This is a genomic window from Agarivorans sp. JK6 (genome assembly GCF_045277145.1).
GTDB classification, from domain to species: Bacteria; Pseudomonadota; Gammaproteobacteria; order Enterobacterales; family Celerinatantimonadaceae; genus Agarivorans; species Agarivorans albus.
In genome coordinates, this window is the sequence record NZ_CP113525.1 from 520,390 (window position 1) to 536,183 (window position 15,794).

Annotated in this window: 16 protein-coding genes; 6 read left to right on the forward strand and 10 right to left on the reverse strand. The window is 43.9% G+C overall.

Features of this window, described 5'->3' with window-relative positions:
• Positions 1-129: 129 nt before the first annotated feature.
• The 3 genes from udp (at position 130) to OV592_RS02525 (ending at position 3,741) form a co-directional block, all read left to right on the forward strand.
• Positions 130-897: a uridine phosphorylase gene (gene udp / locus OV592_RS02515; RefSeq protein ID WP_016402075.1), complete on the forward strand. Its 768-nt coding sequence runs from the start codon at positions 130-132 to the stop codon at positions 895-897.
• Positions 898-1,201: 304 nt separating this feature from the next.
• Entirely contained in the window at positions 1,202-2,677 is a 1,476-nt protein-coding gene (locus OV592_RS02520) for an MBOAT family protein (RefSeq protein ID WP_338623622.1), read from the forward strand.
• A gap of 2 nt (positions 2,678-2,679) precedes the next feature.
• Entirely contained in the window at positions 2,680-3,741 is a 1,062-nt protein-coding gene (locus tag OV592_RS02525; RefSeq protein ID WP_406610275.1) for a hypothetical protein, read from the forward strand.
• A gap of 134 nt (positions 3,742-3,875) precedes the next feature.
• Here OV592_RS02525 and fis read toward each other — a convergent pair whose 3' ends face one another.
• The 5 genes from fis to OV592_RS02550 form a co-directional block, all read right to left on the reverse strand.
• Complete coding sequence (gene fis / locus OV592_RS02530) at positions 3,876-4,175, reverse strand: DNA-binding transcriptional regulator Fis (protein ID WP_016402072.1); 300 nt, start codon at positions 4,173-4,175, stop codon at positions 3,876-3,878.
• A gap of 35 nt (positions 4,176-4,210) precedes the next feature.
• A complete protein-coding gene (gene dusB, locus OV592_RS02535) occupies positions 4,211-5,167 on the reverse strand; it encodes a tRNA dihydrouridine synthase DusB (RefSeq protein ID WP_016402071.1) in 957 nt (318 codons plus the stop codon).
• Between the two features lie 163 nt (positions 5,168-5,330).
• Entirely contained in the window at positions 5,331-6,209 is an 879-nt protein-coding gene (gene prmA, locus OV592_RS02540) for a 50S ribosomal protein L11 methyltransferase (protein ID WP_406610276.1), read from the reverse strand.
• A 214-nt stretch (positions 6,210-6,423) separates the two neighbouring features.
• Positions 6,424-6,804, reverse strand: coding sequence for a hypothetical protein (locus OV592_RS02545; RefSeq protein ID WP_338623629.1), 381 nt, complete (start codon positions 6,802-6,804; stop codon positions 6,424-6,426).
• 107 nt (positions 6,805-6,911) lie between these two features.
• Positions 6,912-7,307 (reverse strand): hypothetical protein, encoded by a 396-nt coding sequence (locus tag OV592_RS02550; protein WP_152785705.1) that lies wholly within the window; start codon positions 7,305-7,307, stop codon positions 6,912-6,914.
• Positions 7,308-7,598: 291 nt separating this feature from the next.
• On the opposite strand from OV592_RS02550, the gene OV592_RS02555 reads away from it, so the two are divergent.
• Entirely contained in the window at positions 7,599-8,627 is a 1,029-nt protein-coding gene (locus OV592_RS02555) for an MBL fold metallo-hydrolase (RefSeq protein WP_406610277.1), read from the forward strand.
• 267 nt (positions 8,628-8,894) lie between these two features.
• On the opposite strand, the gene accC is transcribed toward OV592_RS02555, so the two are convergent.
• From accC to OV592_RS02575, 4 genes are all read right to left on the reverse strand, one after another.
• On the reverse strand, positions 8,895-10,235 hold the full coding sequence (accC, locus tag OV592_RS02560) for an acetyl-CoA carboxylase biotin carboxylase subunit (protein WP_016402066.1): 1,341 nt from the start codon (positions 10,233-10,235) through the stop codon (positions 8,895-8,897).
• Positions 10,236-10,247: 12 nt separating this feature from the next.
• Entirely contained in the window at positions 10,248-10,700 is a 453-nt protein-coding gene (gene accB / locus OV592_RS02565; RefSeq protein WP_406610278.1) for an acetyl-CoA carboxylase biotin carboxyl carrier protein, read from the reverse strand.
• A 36-nt stretch (positions 10,701-10,736) separates the two neighbouring features.
• Positions 10,737-11,183: a type II 3-dehydroquinate dehydratase gene (gene aroQ, locus OV592_RS02570; protein WP_406610279.1), complete on the reverse strand. Its 447-nt coding sequence runs from the start codon at positions 11,181-11,183 to the stop codon at positions 10,737-10,739.
• Between the two features lie 143 nt (positions 11,184-11,326).
• Positions 11,327-12,712 (reverse strand): MATE family efflux transporter, encoded by a 1,386-nt coding sequence (locus tag OV592_RS02575; protein WP_406610280.1) that lies wholly within the window; start codon positions 12,710-12,712, stop codon positions 11,327-11,329.
• A 142-nt stretch (positions 12,713-12,854) separates the two neighbouring features.
• On the opposite strand from OV592_RS02575, the gene OV592_RS02580 reads away from it, so the two are divergent.
• Positions 12,855-13,697 (forward strand): helix-turn-helix domain-containing protein, encoded by an 843-nt coding sequence (locus tag OV592_RS02580; protein WP_406610281.1) that lies wholly within the window; start codon positions 12,855-12,857, stop codon positions 13,695-13,697.
• 25 nt (positions 13,698-13,722) lie between these two features.
• Here OV592_RS02580 and OV592_RS02585 read toward each other — a convergent pair whose 3' ends face one another.
• The gene (locus OV592_RS02585) at positions 13,723-14,373 is read right to left on the reverse strand and encodes a TetR/AcrR family transcriptional regulator (protein ID WP_152785693.1); all 651 of its coding nucleotides are present in this window, start codon (positions 14,371-14,373) and stop codon (positions 13,723-13,725) included.
• A gap of 182 nt (positions 14,374-14,555) precedes the next feature.
• Here OV592_RS02585 and OV592_RS02590 point away from each other — a divergent pair, with 182 nt between their 5' ends.
• Positions 14,556-15,779 (forward strand): efflux RND transporter periplasmic adaptor subunit, encoded by a 1,224-nt coding sequence (locus OV592_RS02590; protein WP_406610282.1) that lies wholly within the window; start codon positions 14,556-14,558, stop codon positions 15,777-15,779.
• The last annotated feature ends 15 nt before the right edge of the window (positions 15,780-15,794 follow it).

Here is a 15,794-nt window from a genome sequence, read left to right on the forward strand (position 1 = left end):
AACACAAGCAGTAACTATTAGGCTATTTGCTGCTAAGTTAGCTTCAAATGCGAGATGTTTCACACTTATTGCTCAGTTCTCGTCCTATGCTCTGCTCATCAATCATTGGACGACATTAAGTAGGTAAACATGAACCAGCAAGCGAGTGTATTTCATCTTGGCTTAAACCCAGAGATGCTAAAAGGCGCAACTTTAGCCATTATTCCTGGCGACCCGCAGCGCGTAGAACGTATTGCCTCGTTATTAGAAGAACCTGAGTTTTTAGCCTCGCAGCGTGAATTTACCTCTTACCTAGGTAAATTGGACGGTACACCTGTTGTAGTATGTTCAACCGGCATTGGCGGGCCGTCTACTTCAATTGCGGTTGAAGAGTTGGCTCAATTAGGTATTCGCACCTTCTTGCGGGTAGGTACTACCGGCGCTATCCAGCCACACATTAATGTGGGTGACGTAATTGTAACTACTGCCTCGGTTCGTTTAGATGGCGCCAGCAGCCACTTTGCTCCCATGCAGTTTCCTGCGGTAGCTGATTTTTCTTGTATGCAAGCCTTAAACAGTGCGGCATTAGACGCCAAGGCAACCTGCCATGTGGGTGTAACTGCTTCTAGCGATACCTTTTACCCAGGCCAAGAGCGCTACGACACGGTGTCTGGCCGCGTAGTTAAAGCCTTTCAAGGTTCAATGGAAGAATGGCAAGCCATGGGCGTACTTAACTTTGAAATGGAAAGCGCTACTTTATTTACCATGTGTGCCTCGCAAGGCTTAAAAGCAGGCTGTGTTGCAGGTGTAATTGTGAATAGAACCCAGCAAGAGATCCCAGACGAAAGCTTGATGAAAAACACCGAACACCAAGCAGTAAACATTGTTGTTGAAGCCGCACGTAAGATGCTCGGCTAAACACAAAGTGCCAATACATTTTGTCTGATGTAATGGCAGTCCTTTCCAAATTTGTGCCCAGTAAATCGCTAAGGTCTACTGGGCTTTTTTGTTCGCTTTAACGGAGTTATCGGCGATCTCTGTAAAATAATAGCATTTAAATCAGCGTCTTAATTTGTAGAGGTGTAACTTAAGCGCTTGCTTTGATGGGTTTTGATGTTTAGCGTATTGCTCTTCAGTATTTATCTAAAAAATGTAAAGTAAAGATCTTGAAGCGTTCTCAAGCTAGAATAAAAAAAACTTTGTCGGTGGCGTCAACAATTTAATGCTATTTAATTCTTACGCTTTTGTTTTCCTATTTTTACCCATTGTATGCTTAGTGTATTTTTGGATTGGAAACCGAGGGCATCATCGGGTTGCTGTTTCTTGGTTGGTGGGGGCATCTTTATTTTTTTACGGATGGTGGAACCCAGCGTATTTGGGACTCATTATGGGGTCTATGTTGTTCAATTACGCAATAGGGGTGCAGCTTAATCATCGTGCAAGTGGCCATTCGAATAGAAAGCTGATTCTGGTTTTTGGAATAACTTTGAACCTAGCTTTACTGGCTTATTATAAGTATGCCAATTTTTTTGTAGATAACTTCAACCTCGTTATTTCAGGCAATATTCATTTAGAATCGATTGTTCTTCCTTTGGCTATTTCTTTTTTCACTTTTCAGCAAGTCGCCTACCTTATAGATGCTTATCGTGAAGAGACAAGAGAGTATAATTTTCTTCAATACTGCTTATTCGTGACGTTTTTCCCTCAGCTTATAGCAGGCCCTATTGTTCACCACAAAGAAATGATGCCGCAGTTTTTGGATGATAGTTGCTACCAATATAACCCTAAAAAAGTTGCTACCGGATTGTGTTTGTTTATTTTGGGCTTAGCTAAGAAGGTGCTGATTGCAGATGAGTTGTCGGTTTATGTGTCTCAGGTATTTACTGCAGCAGAACAAGGAGTTGTATTAGCCCCTATTGAAGCTTGGTATGGAGCCTTAAGTTATACATTTCAGCTGTATTTTGATTTCTCTGGCTATGCAGATATGGCTATAGGTGTAGCTTTACTGTTTGGTATATCCCTTCCATTTAACTTTAATTCTCCATATAAATCGTTAAACATTATAGAGTTTTGGCGAAGATGGCATATTACTCTTTCTCGTTTCTTACGAGACTATGTTTATATACCTTTGGGAGGTAATCGCTTAGGAAGCTTCAGAAGATACCAAAATTTGCTAATAACTATGTTACTCGGAGGTTTGTGGCACGGGGCTGGTTGGACATTCATTATTTGGGGGGGGATGCACGGTGTGATGTTGGTTGTTAATCATCAGTGGCATCAATTAACTAGGTTTAAAGCAAATTATTATTTACCACGACAGGTGAGTATAGGTATCAGCTGGCTTATTACTTTTACATGTGTAGTGTTTGCATGGGTAGTATTTCGTGCAGAGTCTTTAGAGGTAGCAATGCAGATATGGAAATCTATGCTAGGGTTTAGCCCATTTTATGATAGTAGTGGGAGCTTATTTTACAATGACCTATTCAGAAAGCATTTTTCTGTAACTAAATGGATATTGGGGTTAACTTTTGCTGTATTGGTTTTACCAAATAGCTTGCAGATTGTCGGTTTACTTCCCGGTGCCGATAAAGTTAGATTCCGAGCTAACTTTGTTTGGGCTGTTTTGATTTCAATTCTTGCACTACATGTCATTCTTAATATGAATAACGTTAGTGAGTTCCTGTATTTTCGGTTTTGATTATGGCTAGCTTTCATCGTTTTAATTGTATTGTAATTTTGTCTATTGGTTTTTTCAGTATTGTATTGGTGGCGACTAGTGCATATTTGGAATCACCGACCATAGGCAACTTAACTCGAACTGCCGGATTCAGTGAGAATGATTTTGGATGGAACCAGCCCCAAAATTTTTATCACGATGCACTTTTTCAAAAAAATAAGAAAAGCTACCAATTCTATAGTGACGTAGTCGTGCTAGGTGATTCATTTTCACAGGACGACCTTAATAACAACTGGGTGAACTACTTTGTTGAAGCTACTGGGCTTACCGCACAAGTGCTACACTTTAATCAGGGGGGAGCCAGTCGACTGCTATCTAGCCCATTGTTTCTGGAAAAACCACCAAAGCTATTTGTTTTTCAAAGTGTAGAAGCAAGCTTATATAAACGTTCCTCACAAAAAGACTGTCAGTTCCCACAGAAAACTTCTCACTCAGAGTTACCAACAATTCAACTAGACAATAATCGCCACTATTCAACTTATTCTGTAGCTAGAGAGGTTAATCACTTTAGCTTAGATTTAGATCAGGCTAGCCATTATCTATTAAAAGCTTTATCTCGAACGATTGGGCTAAACGTTAGTGACACTGTTGCTCTTGAGGTTACACGCCTGGGGCTGTTTTCTAGCCAGGTGAAAAATAAGCTGCTGATACATGAAAACGACTTCGACAAGCAATATTTGGAGGCTGAAGATCTTGAACTTATGGCCTGTAATTTATTAGCTATTCAGAAAGCTGTTGAGAAAAATGGTAAAACTCGATTTGTGTTAATGATCGCACCCGACAAATTATCAGCTTATTCGAAGGTTCTTGCTGATCAGCAATATGCAAACTTCAGCCTTATTCCCTCATTGGGTAAATACTCTGAGTTATCGATGCTTCGATTGGATAGTTTGATTCAGGACGAAGTTGAACGTGGAACTGTTGATATTTACTTGCCGAATGACACACACTGGGGATCTGAAGGATATAGATTTGCAGCAGAACAGTTAATCGATTATCTAAATTCGGGTGCTCATAGACCTTAGCTTAAGGAAGTGAGCTGTCAGGAAAATGAATGATTTAAGCTCAAGCTAATACATTGTAATAGCTAGAAAAAACAAAAAAGCCAAAGTGAAATCATTCACTTTGGCTTTTTAATCAATACCTTATGAACAGGTGTTTAGTTCATGCCGTATTTTTTCAATTTCTTGCGTAAAGTACCGCGGTTGATACCTAACATGATTGAAGCGCGGGTTTGGTTGCCGCGAGTGTATTGCATAACTACGTCAAGCAACGGAGCTTCAACTTCAGATAGTACTAATTCGTACAATTCAGACACATCTTCGCCATTCAATTGTGCGAAGTAGTTGCGCAATGCTTGCTCAACTGAATCGCGTAATGGACGTTCTTTCACTTCAGTGCTAGTTGCACTGCTAGTCATAGTAGAAAGTGTGTTTGTGGTGGTATTTGAATCAAACATACTTGACGCTCTTTTTAATTAATTAATGATCACAACTATTCGAAAAACTGTTCAATCGCGGACGTTTGTACCAGGGCTGATTCAAGCTGGTTAAACTGGCTACGAAACTCATCCGTGTCCGCTAATTGCTTCAAGTACCACCCCACATGTTTGCGAGCGATACGAACCCCTTGGTACTCCCCATAATGTGAATATAGGTTGTCTAAGTGGTGAAGCATTACTTCCTTCACTTCTTCGGCTTTGGGTGCATCTAAATGCTGCCCGGTGCTTAAAAAGTGATTAATTTCTCTGAAAAGCCAAGGGTTACCTTGCGCTCCTCGACCTATCATGATGGCGTCCGCGCCGGTGTAATCCAAAACGTGCTTGGCTTGCTCCGGTGTGGTGATATCACCATTTGCCACAATAGGTATCGAAACCTCTTGTTTTACTGCTTTGATGGTGTCGTACTCGGCTAAACCTTTATACATACACGCTCGCGTCCGACCATGTATGGCTAAAGATTGAATACCGGCAGCTTCTGCAAGCTTGGCAATTTGCAAAGCATTGCGATGCTCGGGTGACCACCCAGTGCGAATCTTAAGTGTCACAGGTACATCAACTGCTTGTACAACAGCATCAAGAATTTGTTTAACTAACTCGGGTTGCTGTAATAGCGCCGAACCAGCTAACTTTTTGTTTACCTTTTTAGCGGGACAACCCATATTGATATCGATGATTTGCGCGCCATTTGCCACATTATGTTGGGCGGCGAGAGCCATCAATTCTGGATCTGAACCTGCTATTTGAACGCTGCGTATGCCACATTCATCTAGGTGAACCATACGGTTTAGTGATTTTTGGCTGTTCCAAACCCGTGGGTTACTGGACACCATCTCCGAAACCGTAAGCCCCGCACCTAAACGCCAACATAAGCGACGAAAGGGTTGATCGGTAATTCCAGCCATAGGCGCTAGTATCACCGGATTGTCCAGCTTGTAACTGCCTATTTGCATGACTGTCGTTCTTCTCAATCTCAGGGCGGCGTAGTTTACGACTTTTTAGGCACGCTGAAAAGGCTATATTTTGAACATTTTTCAAAAAAAAAGCTGGATTTTTAGCTACAGAATATGGCAGCAAACCCTTTAGTAGAGGGTTTGTGCCACATTATTGGTGAACTTAGCGCTTTGTTCCGCTTAATCGACACCATTCTTGATCAAGAACAACCGGATCCATATTGCACTGTGTTTGATAGGCGGCAACTACTTCGTCGCATTGTTCTTCTAAAATGCCTGATAGGGCAATAGAACCTTGCGGCTTTAAATAGGCTAGGATGATTTCGCTGAGCTCTTTAAGTGGGCCAGCCAATATATTGGCCACAACAATGTCTGCTTGGAAATCTTTAGGCTGGTCTTTAGGTAGGTAGAGTTCGAGCTTGTCGGCCACGCCATTGCGTTCGGCATTGTCGCGGCTAGCTAGAATCGCTTGCGGATCGATGTCTATCCCAACCACCCGTTTAGCGCCTAACTTAATCGCGGCAATGGCTAATATGCCACTGCCACAGCCAAAGTCCACGACGGTTTTGTTGCTAAGGTCGAGTTGATCTAGCCATTTTAAGCAAAGTGCTGTGGTTGGATGAGTGCCTGTGCCAAAGGCTAGGCCTGGGTCTAGCATTACGTTTACCGCGCTAGGGTCGGGTACGTCAGTCCAGCTAGGGCAAATCCACAAGCGTTCGCCAAACTGCATCGGATGAAAGTCTTTCATCCATTCGCGTTCCCAGTCTTTGTCTTCTAGTTGGTCTAGTTTGTAGTTGCCGTCCTCTAGAATAAGCGCTTCGGTTAAGAAGTTAAGGATAGGCGACATATCGGTAGCGGCATCGTATAGGCCCTGCACATCGGTATCTCCCCATAACGGCGTTTCACCTAACAAGGGCTCAAAGACTGGCGTGTCGTGGCGGTCTAAGAATGTCACGGCTTGGCAGCCGGTTTCCATTAAAATGTCTCCAATGGCGTCGGCAGTATCTTTAGTGGCGTTTATTTTTAGCTGGATCCAAGGCATTGTCCGCTCCTCTTCTAGATTAGGCGGCAAGTGTACTGCGTTAGATAAGGCTTATCATCTAAAAATTGAAATCCCTTAAAGCGAAGGGAGCGAAACTAGCATTTGTTGTCTCTAATAGGTGAGCTTGTTTATAAGCCAAGGCCGCTATTTATTGGCTTGAGTAAACAAAAAAGGCTAGGGATAAGCTAGCCTTTTTTAAACAGATTTTTGCAGGTTAATTGGCAGGGCTTAAGCCGCGATTGCGATACTGCGCGCGCTTGTACAATAAAACTAAACCACGACATCCCGCTAAAGCTGCAACAATTAGCGCAGGTGTATTAAACATAAGACTTAATACCAGTACGCTGCAGGCAAGGTATAAAAAGGGAATAAATTCGTAAACAGGCTCGGGAATCGCCTTGGTTTTGCGGGCAAATGATTTTTTGTACTTGTCGTAACGGCGGTAGTTTGAGCGAAGCACCCAAATAAGCGCGCCCATACAAAATAGTAATGCACCACCAACATGAGCGAGCCAAGGTTCAAGCAATAGCATTGACCCAGTACCAGCAGATAAATATCCGCTTGGCAAAATCTCGTATATGGCACGTGGCAGCATAAGCCCTCCCTGTTACATCCAGCAACCTTCCATTAACATAATTAAGCATAGACTCAATTACAAGAATTAGCCAAATTGTCTGTTTGTATGTTTATTGGTAACTAAGGCTAGTTGCTGGTTTTTACGGCGCTGGGCACTTTTTGCCAAGTATGCCGACGGTAACGATGACGCATGTAAAGTAAGGAACAGCCTCGGTACAAACACAGTGCTGCAATGGCGTAGGCGGCAATAGATTGCTGTGTAGATGCTAAGGATAGAGCCAAACCAATAAACAAAAAGGGCATAAACTCGTATAAAGATTCAGGGATGTTGAAGCGTTTGCCAGCATGCTCCGCTTGGTCTAAACGTCGAAAGTTAGAGCGCATTACCCAAATAAGCGAGCCAAGGCAAAATAGCAGCACACCACCTGCTACTCCCAGGGTAGAGTCTATCCATATTACCGAGCTTGAGCCGGCAGCCAAGTAAAGGCTCGGCAATATTTCATAGATTGGTTTAATAATCATTGCATTGCACTCATTTCTGTTCTAGGTGTTGGCTAAATTATCACTTCCCAAAGCATAACTTTGCTCTAATTAAGATGGTTTAAGTGTAAGACAAATTTTGGAAACTGCAGGCTCAAGCCATCGCCCAGTTAGATATTGCTGTAACAACTTGCTTACATTTGACGATTCAAAATAAAGTAAACCAATGGGTTTACTTTGGTGTTTCTTGGAAGTAGACTCCTCGGTGTAATTTAAGAGGGCGCCACGTTGAGCACACGAAACAAGGTTATTAGTTTTTGTTTGGGAGGATTAATGAGTACACCATTCGCTTCAGCCATAGCGGCTGACAACACGGTTTTTACTACCCAAGTTAATAATGGTAAGTACCAAAATGCACAGCCTACGCCAGCCAATGCCTCGGCTTGGGGTATTTTGTGGCGTTATGTGAGTGAGCAACGTGTAGATGCCACGCCAAGTAATGGCATTCCGGTGATGCCTTTGAGCGCCTCTCAGCTTGCTGCTTTACCTGCAGAGCAAAGCAGTGTTATTCGCTTTGGTCATTCGAGTGTTTACATGCAAGTGGCTGGGCAACGCTGGTTGATTGATCCGGTATTCTCGCAGCGAACATCTCCTTTTAGCTTTATTGGCCCAAAGCGTTTTCATCAACCCCCGCTCGAGCTTAGTGAGTTGGACAGTATTGATGGGGTAATTATTTCCCATGATCACTACGACCATTTAGACAAGCACAGCATCAAGCTGTTAAAAGATAAGGTTGAGCATTTTGTGGTACCTGAAGGGGTTGATCAACACCTGCTAGATTGGGGAGTGGATAGCCAAAAGATTCAACGCTTGCGCTGGTGGCAGTCGGCTAATTTTGGCGATTTAACGGTGACAGCTACGCCTACTCAGCATTTCTCTGGACGTGGCTTATTTGACGCCAACCAAACGCTTTGGGCATCTTACGTGATTGACGCGCCGGAGCAGCGAATATTTTTTAGCGGCGACTCAGGTTACTTCGATGGTTTTAAGCAAATTGGTGAGCGTTATGGCCCCTTTGATTTAACCATGATGGAAACCGGTGCTTATGACAAAGATTGGTCAGCAGTACACATGACGCCAGAGCAAACCTTGCAAGCTCACTTGGATTTAAAAGGGAAGGCCTTGATGCCAGTGCATAACTCTACCTTTGATTTGGCTTTCCACTCTTGGTATGAACCGCTTGAGCGAATTAGCCAGCTAAGCGAGCAAGCCAATGTGCAACTAGTGACACCTAAAATAGGTGAGGTATTCACTGTCGGGCAAAGCCAAGTTACAGAAGCGTGGTGGCGCGTTCTCAAATAACCTGAACTCGGGATAAGGAAATGACGATAGCTTTGCAAGACTGTACCTAACCCAGTTTCATGTTTCTGGCGAGATAGTTTTGCTTAGTTCAAGGCGAAGCTGCGCGCCAATAGCTAGCCTATTGCAAGTGGCTTCAACACCGAAATAAGTAAAAATAGCTGTTAGAAACCAGTTAATTATCCCTAGCTCAGGTTAAATAGTCTCGCCATACAAAGAAAAAGGCCTTAAGTATTCTTAAGGCCTTTTATAGTTTTAACAGCTCGCGAATCACATACCGAGTTTTTTCTCTAGGTAGTGAATATTCGCTCCACCAAACTGGAAGTTCTCGTCTTGCATGATTTTCTCTTGCAGCGGAACGTTGGTTTTAATGCCGTCGATCACCAGCTCAGAAAGGGCGTTCTTCATACGCGCTATGGCGATGTCACGGTTCTCACCGTAGGTAATTAGTTTACCTATCATCGAGTCATAGTAAGGCGGAACTGAGTAACCCGCATACACATGCGAATCCCAACGAATACCCATGCCACCTGGTGGGTGGAAACGGTTAATGCGACCTGGAGATGGGATAAAGGTTTCCGCATCTTCAGCATTAATACGACACTCAATCGCGTGGCCGGTTAACTTCACTTGTTCTTGGCTAAATGACAAAGGTTGTCCAGCAGCAATGCGTAACTGCTCTTTAATTAAGTCGATGCCGGTAACCATTTCAGTTACTGGGTGTTCAACCTGAATACGGGTGTTCATCTCAATGAAGTAGAACTCGCCATTTTCATACAAGAACTCAAAGGTGCCTGCGCCGCGGTAGTTAATCTCGATACATGCACGCGTACAGCGTTCACCAATGTTGCGACGCATGTCTTCAGTAATGCCTGGTGCTGGAGCTTCTTCAACCACTTTTTGGTGGCGACGTTGCATTGAGCAGTCACGTTCACCTAGGTGAATAGCGCCACCTTGGCCGTCTGATAATACCTGAACCTCTACGTGGCGAGGATTCTCTAGGTATTTCTCCATATATACGATGTCGTTACCAAAGAATGAGCCAGCCTCGGTTCGGGTTAAGTCGATAGAGGTATGTAGCTCGTCTTCACTGTAAACAACACGCATACCACGACCACCACCGCCGCCAGCAGCTTTAATGATAATCGGGTAACCAATGCGTTTGGCAATGGCGGCATTTTGTTTTTCATCGCTGCCTAGTGGGCCATCTGAACCTGGTACACAAGGTACACCGGCTTTTTTCATGGCTTTAATCGCTTCAACTTTATCACCCATCATGCGGATGGTTTCAGCTTTAGGACCGATAAAGATAAACCCGCTTTTCTCTACTATTTCAGAGAACTCAGCGTTTTCAGACAAGAAACCATAACCCGGGTGAATGGCCACGGCATCGGTAACTTCGGCAGCAGCAATAATGCGCGGAATGTCTAGGTAACTTTCGGTTGCCGCAGGCTTACCAATACAAATTGATTCGTCGGCTAACAATACGTGTTTAAGGTCACGATCGGCTGTTGAGTGCACAGCTACCGTTTTAATGCCTAGCTCTTTACATGCACGTAAAATACGCAGGGCAATTTCACCACGGTTAGCAATAACTACTTTATCTAGCATACAAATGCCTCTTTATTCGATGATGAATAGCGGTTCATCAAACTCAACGGCGTCACCGTCTTCAACCAAAATGGCTTTAATCACGCCAGATTTGTCGGCGTCGATTTGATTCATCATCTTCATGGCTTCAATGATACATAGGGTGTCACCTACGTTAACTTGTTGGCCTTCTTGCACAAACGGCTGTGCTTCTGGAGATGAAGAACGGTAGAAAGTACCTACCATTGGCGATAATAATTGGTGGCCAGAAGCTACTTCGCTAGCAGCTGGAGCAGCAGGTGCGGCGGCTGGAGCTGCTGCAACTGGGGCCGGTGCTGCAACAGGCGCTGGAGAGTATACGGCTTGAGCTGCACCGCTGAAGTTACGGCTGATACGCACTGCCTCTTCACCTTCGGTGATTTCTAGTTCAGCAACACCAGATTCTTCAACTAATTCGATTAATTTTTTAATCTTGCGAATATCCATAAGGGCTCTCTTTATCGTATTAGGTTAATTAAATAGCTATTTCTGCAGCTTGTTTAGCGCTGCAGTTAAAGCAAATTGATATCCTTGACTACCTAAACCACATATCACTCCCTCTGCTTTGTCGGCAAGGTAGGAGTGATGACGGAAGGGTTCACGTGCATGCACGTTAGATAGGTGAATTTCTATAAACGGAATGTTCACACCCAGTAGCGCGTCGCGCAGCGCTACGCTGGTATGAGTAAAAGCCGCAGGGTTAATGATGATGAAATCGATCTCGCCCATGGCTTGATGAATGCGATTAATAAGTTCGCCTTCGACATTAGATTGGAAATCTTGCAGATTTACGCCCATGTCATTGGCTTGCTGGCGTAGCTGTTCAACAATGTCGTCTAAACTCTGGTGACCGTAAACTTCAGGTTCACGTTTGCCCAATAAGTTTAGATTTGGACCATTGAGTAACAAAATAGAGAATTTATCAGTCATTTTCGTTGAAAAACCAGCTTAAATTATAGAACTTGTCGATTTCTTAAGATTAGCACATTTATCAAAGACAAATGTGCTATGTCATCGACATTTTCGACAATTATAGGGTTTTCGCAGAAAATGGCAGCATTTTTCTGGTCTAATCAGTTGGTTTCGGCGAGAAGCTCGGTAGTTAGGTTACGTAGCCATTTTTTCTGGTTCATGCGCCAAAAACACAACATAGCTTTAAATACTTCTTCACTTAACGCGATACAGAAGGCGGTGATTAAGCTTACATCGAACACAAAAATGGCAATAGAAGTAAGCATTAAGCCCACACCCCATTGGCAGAATGTATCCGACATTAAGCAAAAGCTATTGTCGCCGCCGCTGCGCAAAATACCGTTAATTAGCACCATGTTAAAAATGCGTAGCCAAGTAGAGGCTGCCAGCACTAACACTAATTGTTGGGCGAGTTGCAAAGTTTCTGACTCTAAAGCGCCAAACAAGTTCAATAAAGGATAGCTCAATAACCAAATAGCAACACCAATACCAATGGCGGCAATAGGGCTAACTAACAAAGCTAAGCGCGCATCTACCCAAGCTTGATTAAATTGGTTAGCCCCCAATTTATTGCCCACCATTATTGAGCAAGCTGCTGAGAATCCCATGAAACACGAGATGGCGATACCTTCTATAGGACTAATTAAGCTCATGGCCGCCAATGCGTTCGTTCCCAATTGACCATACAAGGTGGCAAATACAAATACACCGCTCGACCAAATACTAAAGTTTATAACAAGTGGCACAGCAAGCTTGGCGTATTTGATTAGCTCAGCTTGTTTAAACTGCCAAAAACCAATTAAACATACTTTTAGTAAAGGGTGTTTTTGCCACCAAAGGCTGGCCCACAATACAACGAGTTGCAGTAAACGTGCGATAACTGTCGCAACACCTGCGCCTACAATACCCATTGCCGGGATCGAGCCAAAACCAAAAATTAATACTTGGTTTAGCGCGATGTTGGCGACCACAGCAAAAACACTAATGTACAGCGGCAGCTTGGTATTACCACTTGCTCGTAGTGCAGACTCAAACACAATCACCGGCAAGGTGAACAGAATCATCAAGGCGGTTGCGCGAATATAATCGCTGCCAATAGCAACTAAATGAGCATCGCTGCTGCCCCATTGCATAATGGTGCTAGGGCTGAAAAGCATGAAGGCTAAGGTTGCTAGGGTAAAAATAAGTCCAGCATAAAAAGATAAAGCCACAGTGCGGCCAATGGCTGTCCAGTTTTTAGTGCCCCAGTGTTGCGCACTTAAAATGGCGCACGCTGTCGAGAAGCCATTTAAGATTACGATCGCCACAAAGAATGCGCGACCGGCATAACCTACTGCGGCGACTTCGGCATCACCTAAAGTGGCAACCATTAGTACGTCTACTAAGCCTAATAAGCTTAGTAATACTGCTTGTAAAGATATTGGCCAAGCTAGGCGCCAGAACTGCTCTAGCCATGAGCGATTCAAAGTAATAGGAGATGCGTACATAACAACCTCAAAATGTGACTTGCATCAGATAAAAGCTATCTAGTTATAAGTGGTGGTAAATAATTATGGGCGCGATACTATCTTATATATTGGGCTTTCCACATAATTGAAGCTATCAAAAATATGTTCAAAACTATCATTTATGGCTGAGCAACATTGGCAAGATAAGTTCGAGATAGGCCCCGCCTGTGTTGAGCGCTTTTTAACCACCGAACGATTTTCAGAGTTAACTAAATTGCAGATTAACTTATCTGGGGTGTCGTATTTGCGAGGTGAGTACTTTGTTAGCCGCAAAGCTCCACAGGAACACACTTTGTTGTTTTCTATGGCGGGAGTGGGCAGTTTACATACTTCAGAGTTTAGTCAGCGCTTGGGACCAAACGACTTAGTTATTTTGCCTGCTGGGGTTAATTACTCGCTCAGCTTGGCTAGCCACTTTTGGCGGCATAATTGGTTTCAGTTTTCTTCAGACATTAGTTGGTATCGCTTTCCCAAAAACGCCAAAGTATTGAAAATCAACTCTAGTCAAAACATTGATAAGTGCATGAAGTTGTTATTGGATGAGGAAACTAAAGCCAAGGCAGATCCTCTAGTAGAATCGGCCTTAACCCAACTTATCAAACGCTATTTATTGCAGTTGCTTAAGCCGCTAAAAAATGCCGAGCCAAGCCCATTGCACAAGCTAGAGCAGCAATTACGCTCCTCTTTACACTATCCATGGACAGTAGCCGAGATGGCGCAACGTTTGTCGGTATCGGAAGCGCACTGCTATCGCTTGTTTCAGCAAGAGTTTAAATGCAGCCCCAAGCAGTATCTAAGCCGTTTACGTTTGGAGCATGGCAGTTATTTGCTGCGCGAAAGCCGCTGGTCGATAGACGTGATCGCCAGTCAACTAGGTTACCAAGATGGTTTTGCCTTTGCGCATCGCTTTAAGAAAAGCTTTGGGGTTTCTCCTGGACGTTATCGACGCAGCTTCAACCAATAACAATCAACAGGATTGGTGATAAGCTTTATTTACTCATGCTTTGCAAACTAGCTGCTATTTTTGCACTGCTTACTCGCTTAAAGGTGTCTAAAGTGAGCGAAGCGACTTGCTGCAATTGTTTTTCTGTTGCGCCATTGGTGGAGTGAACATTTAAACCTTGTAACACCGTTGCCAAGTAGTGGGCGAGCGCTTCTGGATCGGCATCAGCGGTGAGATCTTTTTCTTCTTTGGCGCGTTCGAAACGTTGCTGTAAGGCAATGCTGCCTTGGGCACGACGTTCCTGCAACGCTTGTTTAATGGTGCTTGCAGACTCACTACACGACAGAGCACCTTGCACTATCACACAGCCTTGCGGTTGCGAGGGATCGCTTAAATTAGCCACTGCACCTTTCAACATGTAATCCACTACGTCGTAGATGGTATCTTGCTCAAGGGCGGGATAGAAATAGGCTTGAGGACGAGATTCGTAAAGCTCTATAGCCTGCAAAAACAACTGCTCTTTATTGCCAAAAGCCGCATACATGCTGGGTTTATTGATGCCCATGGCTTGGGTTAAATCATTTAACGATGCCCCTTCGTAGCCTTTTTGCCAAAATACTTCTAAGGCTTTTTCTAGCGCTTGGTTTGCGTCAAAGCTGCGTGGACGACCAATGTGAGAACAGCACTTGGGGGACATTTTTCTACCTCAATTTATCATTAAACTGATCATAGCTAAGCCACTCAGACCTGTCTAGATATTTAAATACCACTTGGTACAAAAAGATCTTGATCTCGATCATACTTCGTGATTAATATACCAGCCAGTACAAAACAAAATATCATTCACATATCAATTTATCATCACTTGAGGGAACGAAGATGGCATCAGTTTTTGATCTAACAAAACTCATCGCAGTAAGTGCTTTAAGCATTTTCCTAGTGGCTTGCGGAAAACCGGAAGCTGCGACCAATCAAGCACCTCCACCACCAAGTGTAGATGTAGCCGAAGTATTGCTTGAACGCATTACCGAAACCGATGTGTATACCGGTCGCCTGCAAGCACCACAAACCGTGATGGTGGTGCCGCGAGTATCGGGCTACATCGAACAAGTGCTGTTTAATGAAGGTAGCTTGGTAGAAAAAGGTGAAGTGCTGTTTAAAATCGACAGCCGTATTTTTGCCGCCGAAGTCGCTCGCCTAGAAGCAGAACTACAAAGTGCTAAAAGTAGCTTAGAACTGGCGCGAAAAGGGTACAAGCGGGCCCAAGCCTTGAATAAGCAAAACGCCATCTCTGATGAGATTTTAGATAATCGCTTTTCGGCGCGAGAGCAGGGTGCAGCGGCTGTGGCATCAATTACTGCTGCCTTATCGCGAGCTCGCTTGGATTTAGACTTTACCGAGGTGCGCGCTCCTATTGGCGGCCGAGTGTCTAACGCGCTTATCACCGAGGGTAACTATGTAAATCTTGGCGCTAGCCAGCTTACTCGTATTGTGTCTACCCAGCATATGCATGCCTACTTTGATGTAGATGAGCAAAGCTTTTTGAAATACCAAGAGTTAAGCAACGTATTGCCGCTGCAAGGCGCGCAAGAAACTGTAGCGGTAGTGCAAATGGCTTTGGCTGATGAGCAAATATTTAAGCACTTGGGCCAGATAGACTTTATCGATAATGCTGTAGCCAGCGGCACCGGTACTATTCGTTTACGTGCCAGCTTTGGTAATCCTAGTGGGGAATTGCTGCCAGGTATGTTTGCTCGTTTACAAATTGCAGGAAGCAGTTCTTATCAAGCGGTATTAATTGATGACAAAGCAGTTGGTACCGACCTAAACAACAAGTTTGTATTGGTATTAGACGAAAATAACCAGGTGCAATATCGCCCGGTAGTATTAGGTGAGCGGATCAATGGCTTGCGAATTGTTTCCCAAGGTTTATCGGGTTCAGAGCGAATTGTGGTTAACGGTATTCAGCGGGTACGGCCGCAAATGCAGGTAACGCCAATTGCCACCGCGATGGCTAGCGAAGAGGTTGTTTCTGCCTTGCGTGAGTCTCAACAGTTACTTGACCAACAACATCAGCAATTAAGCCTTAACGCTAAGTTGTAAGTTCAACAAGGATAG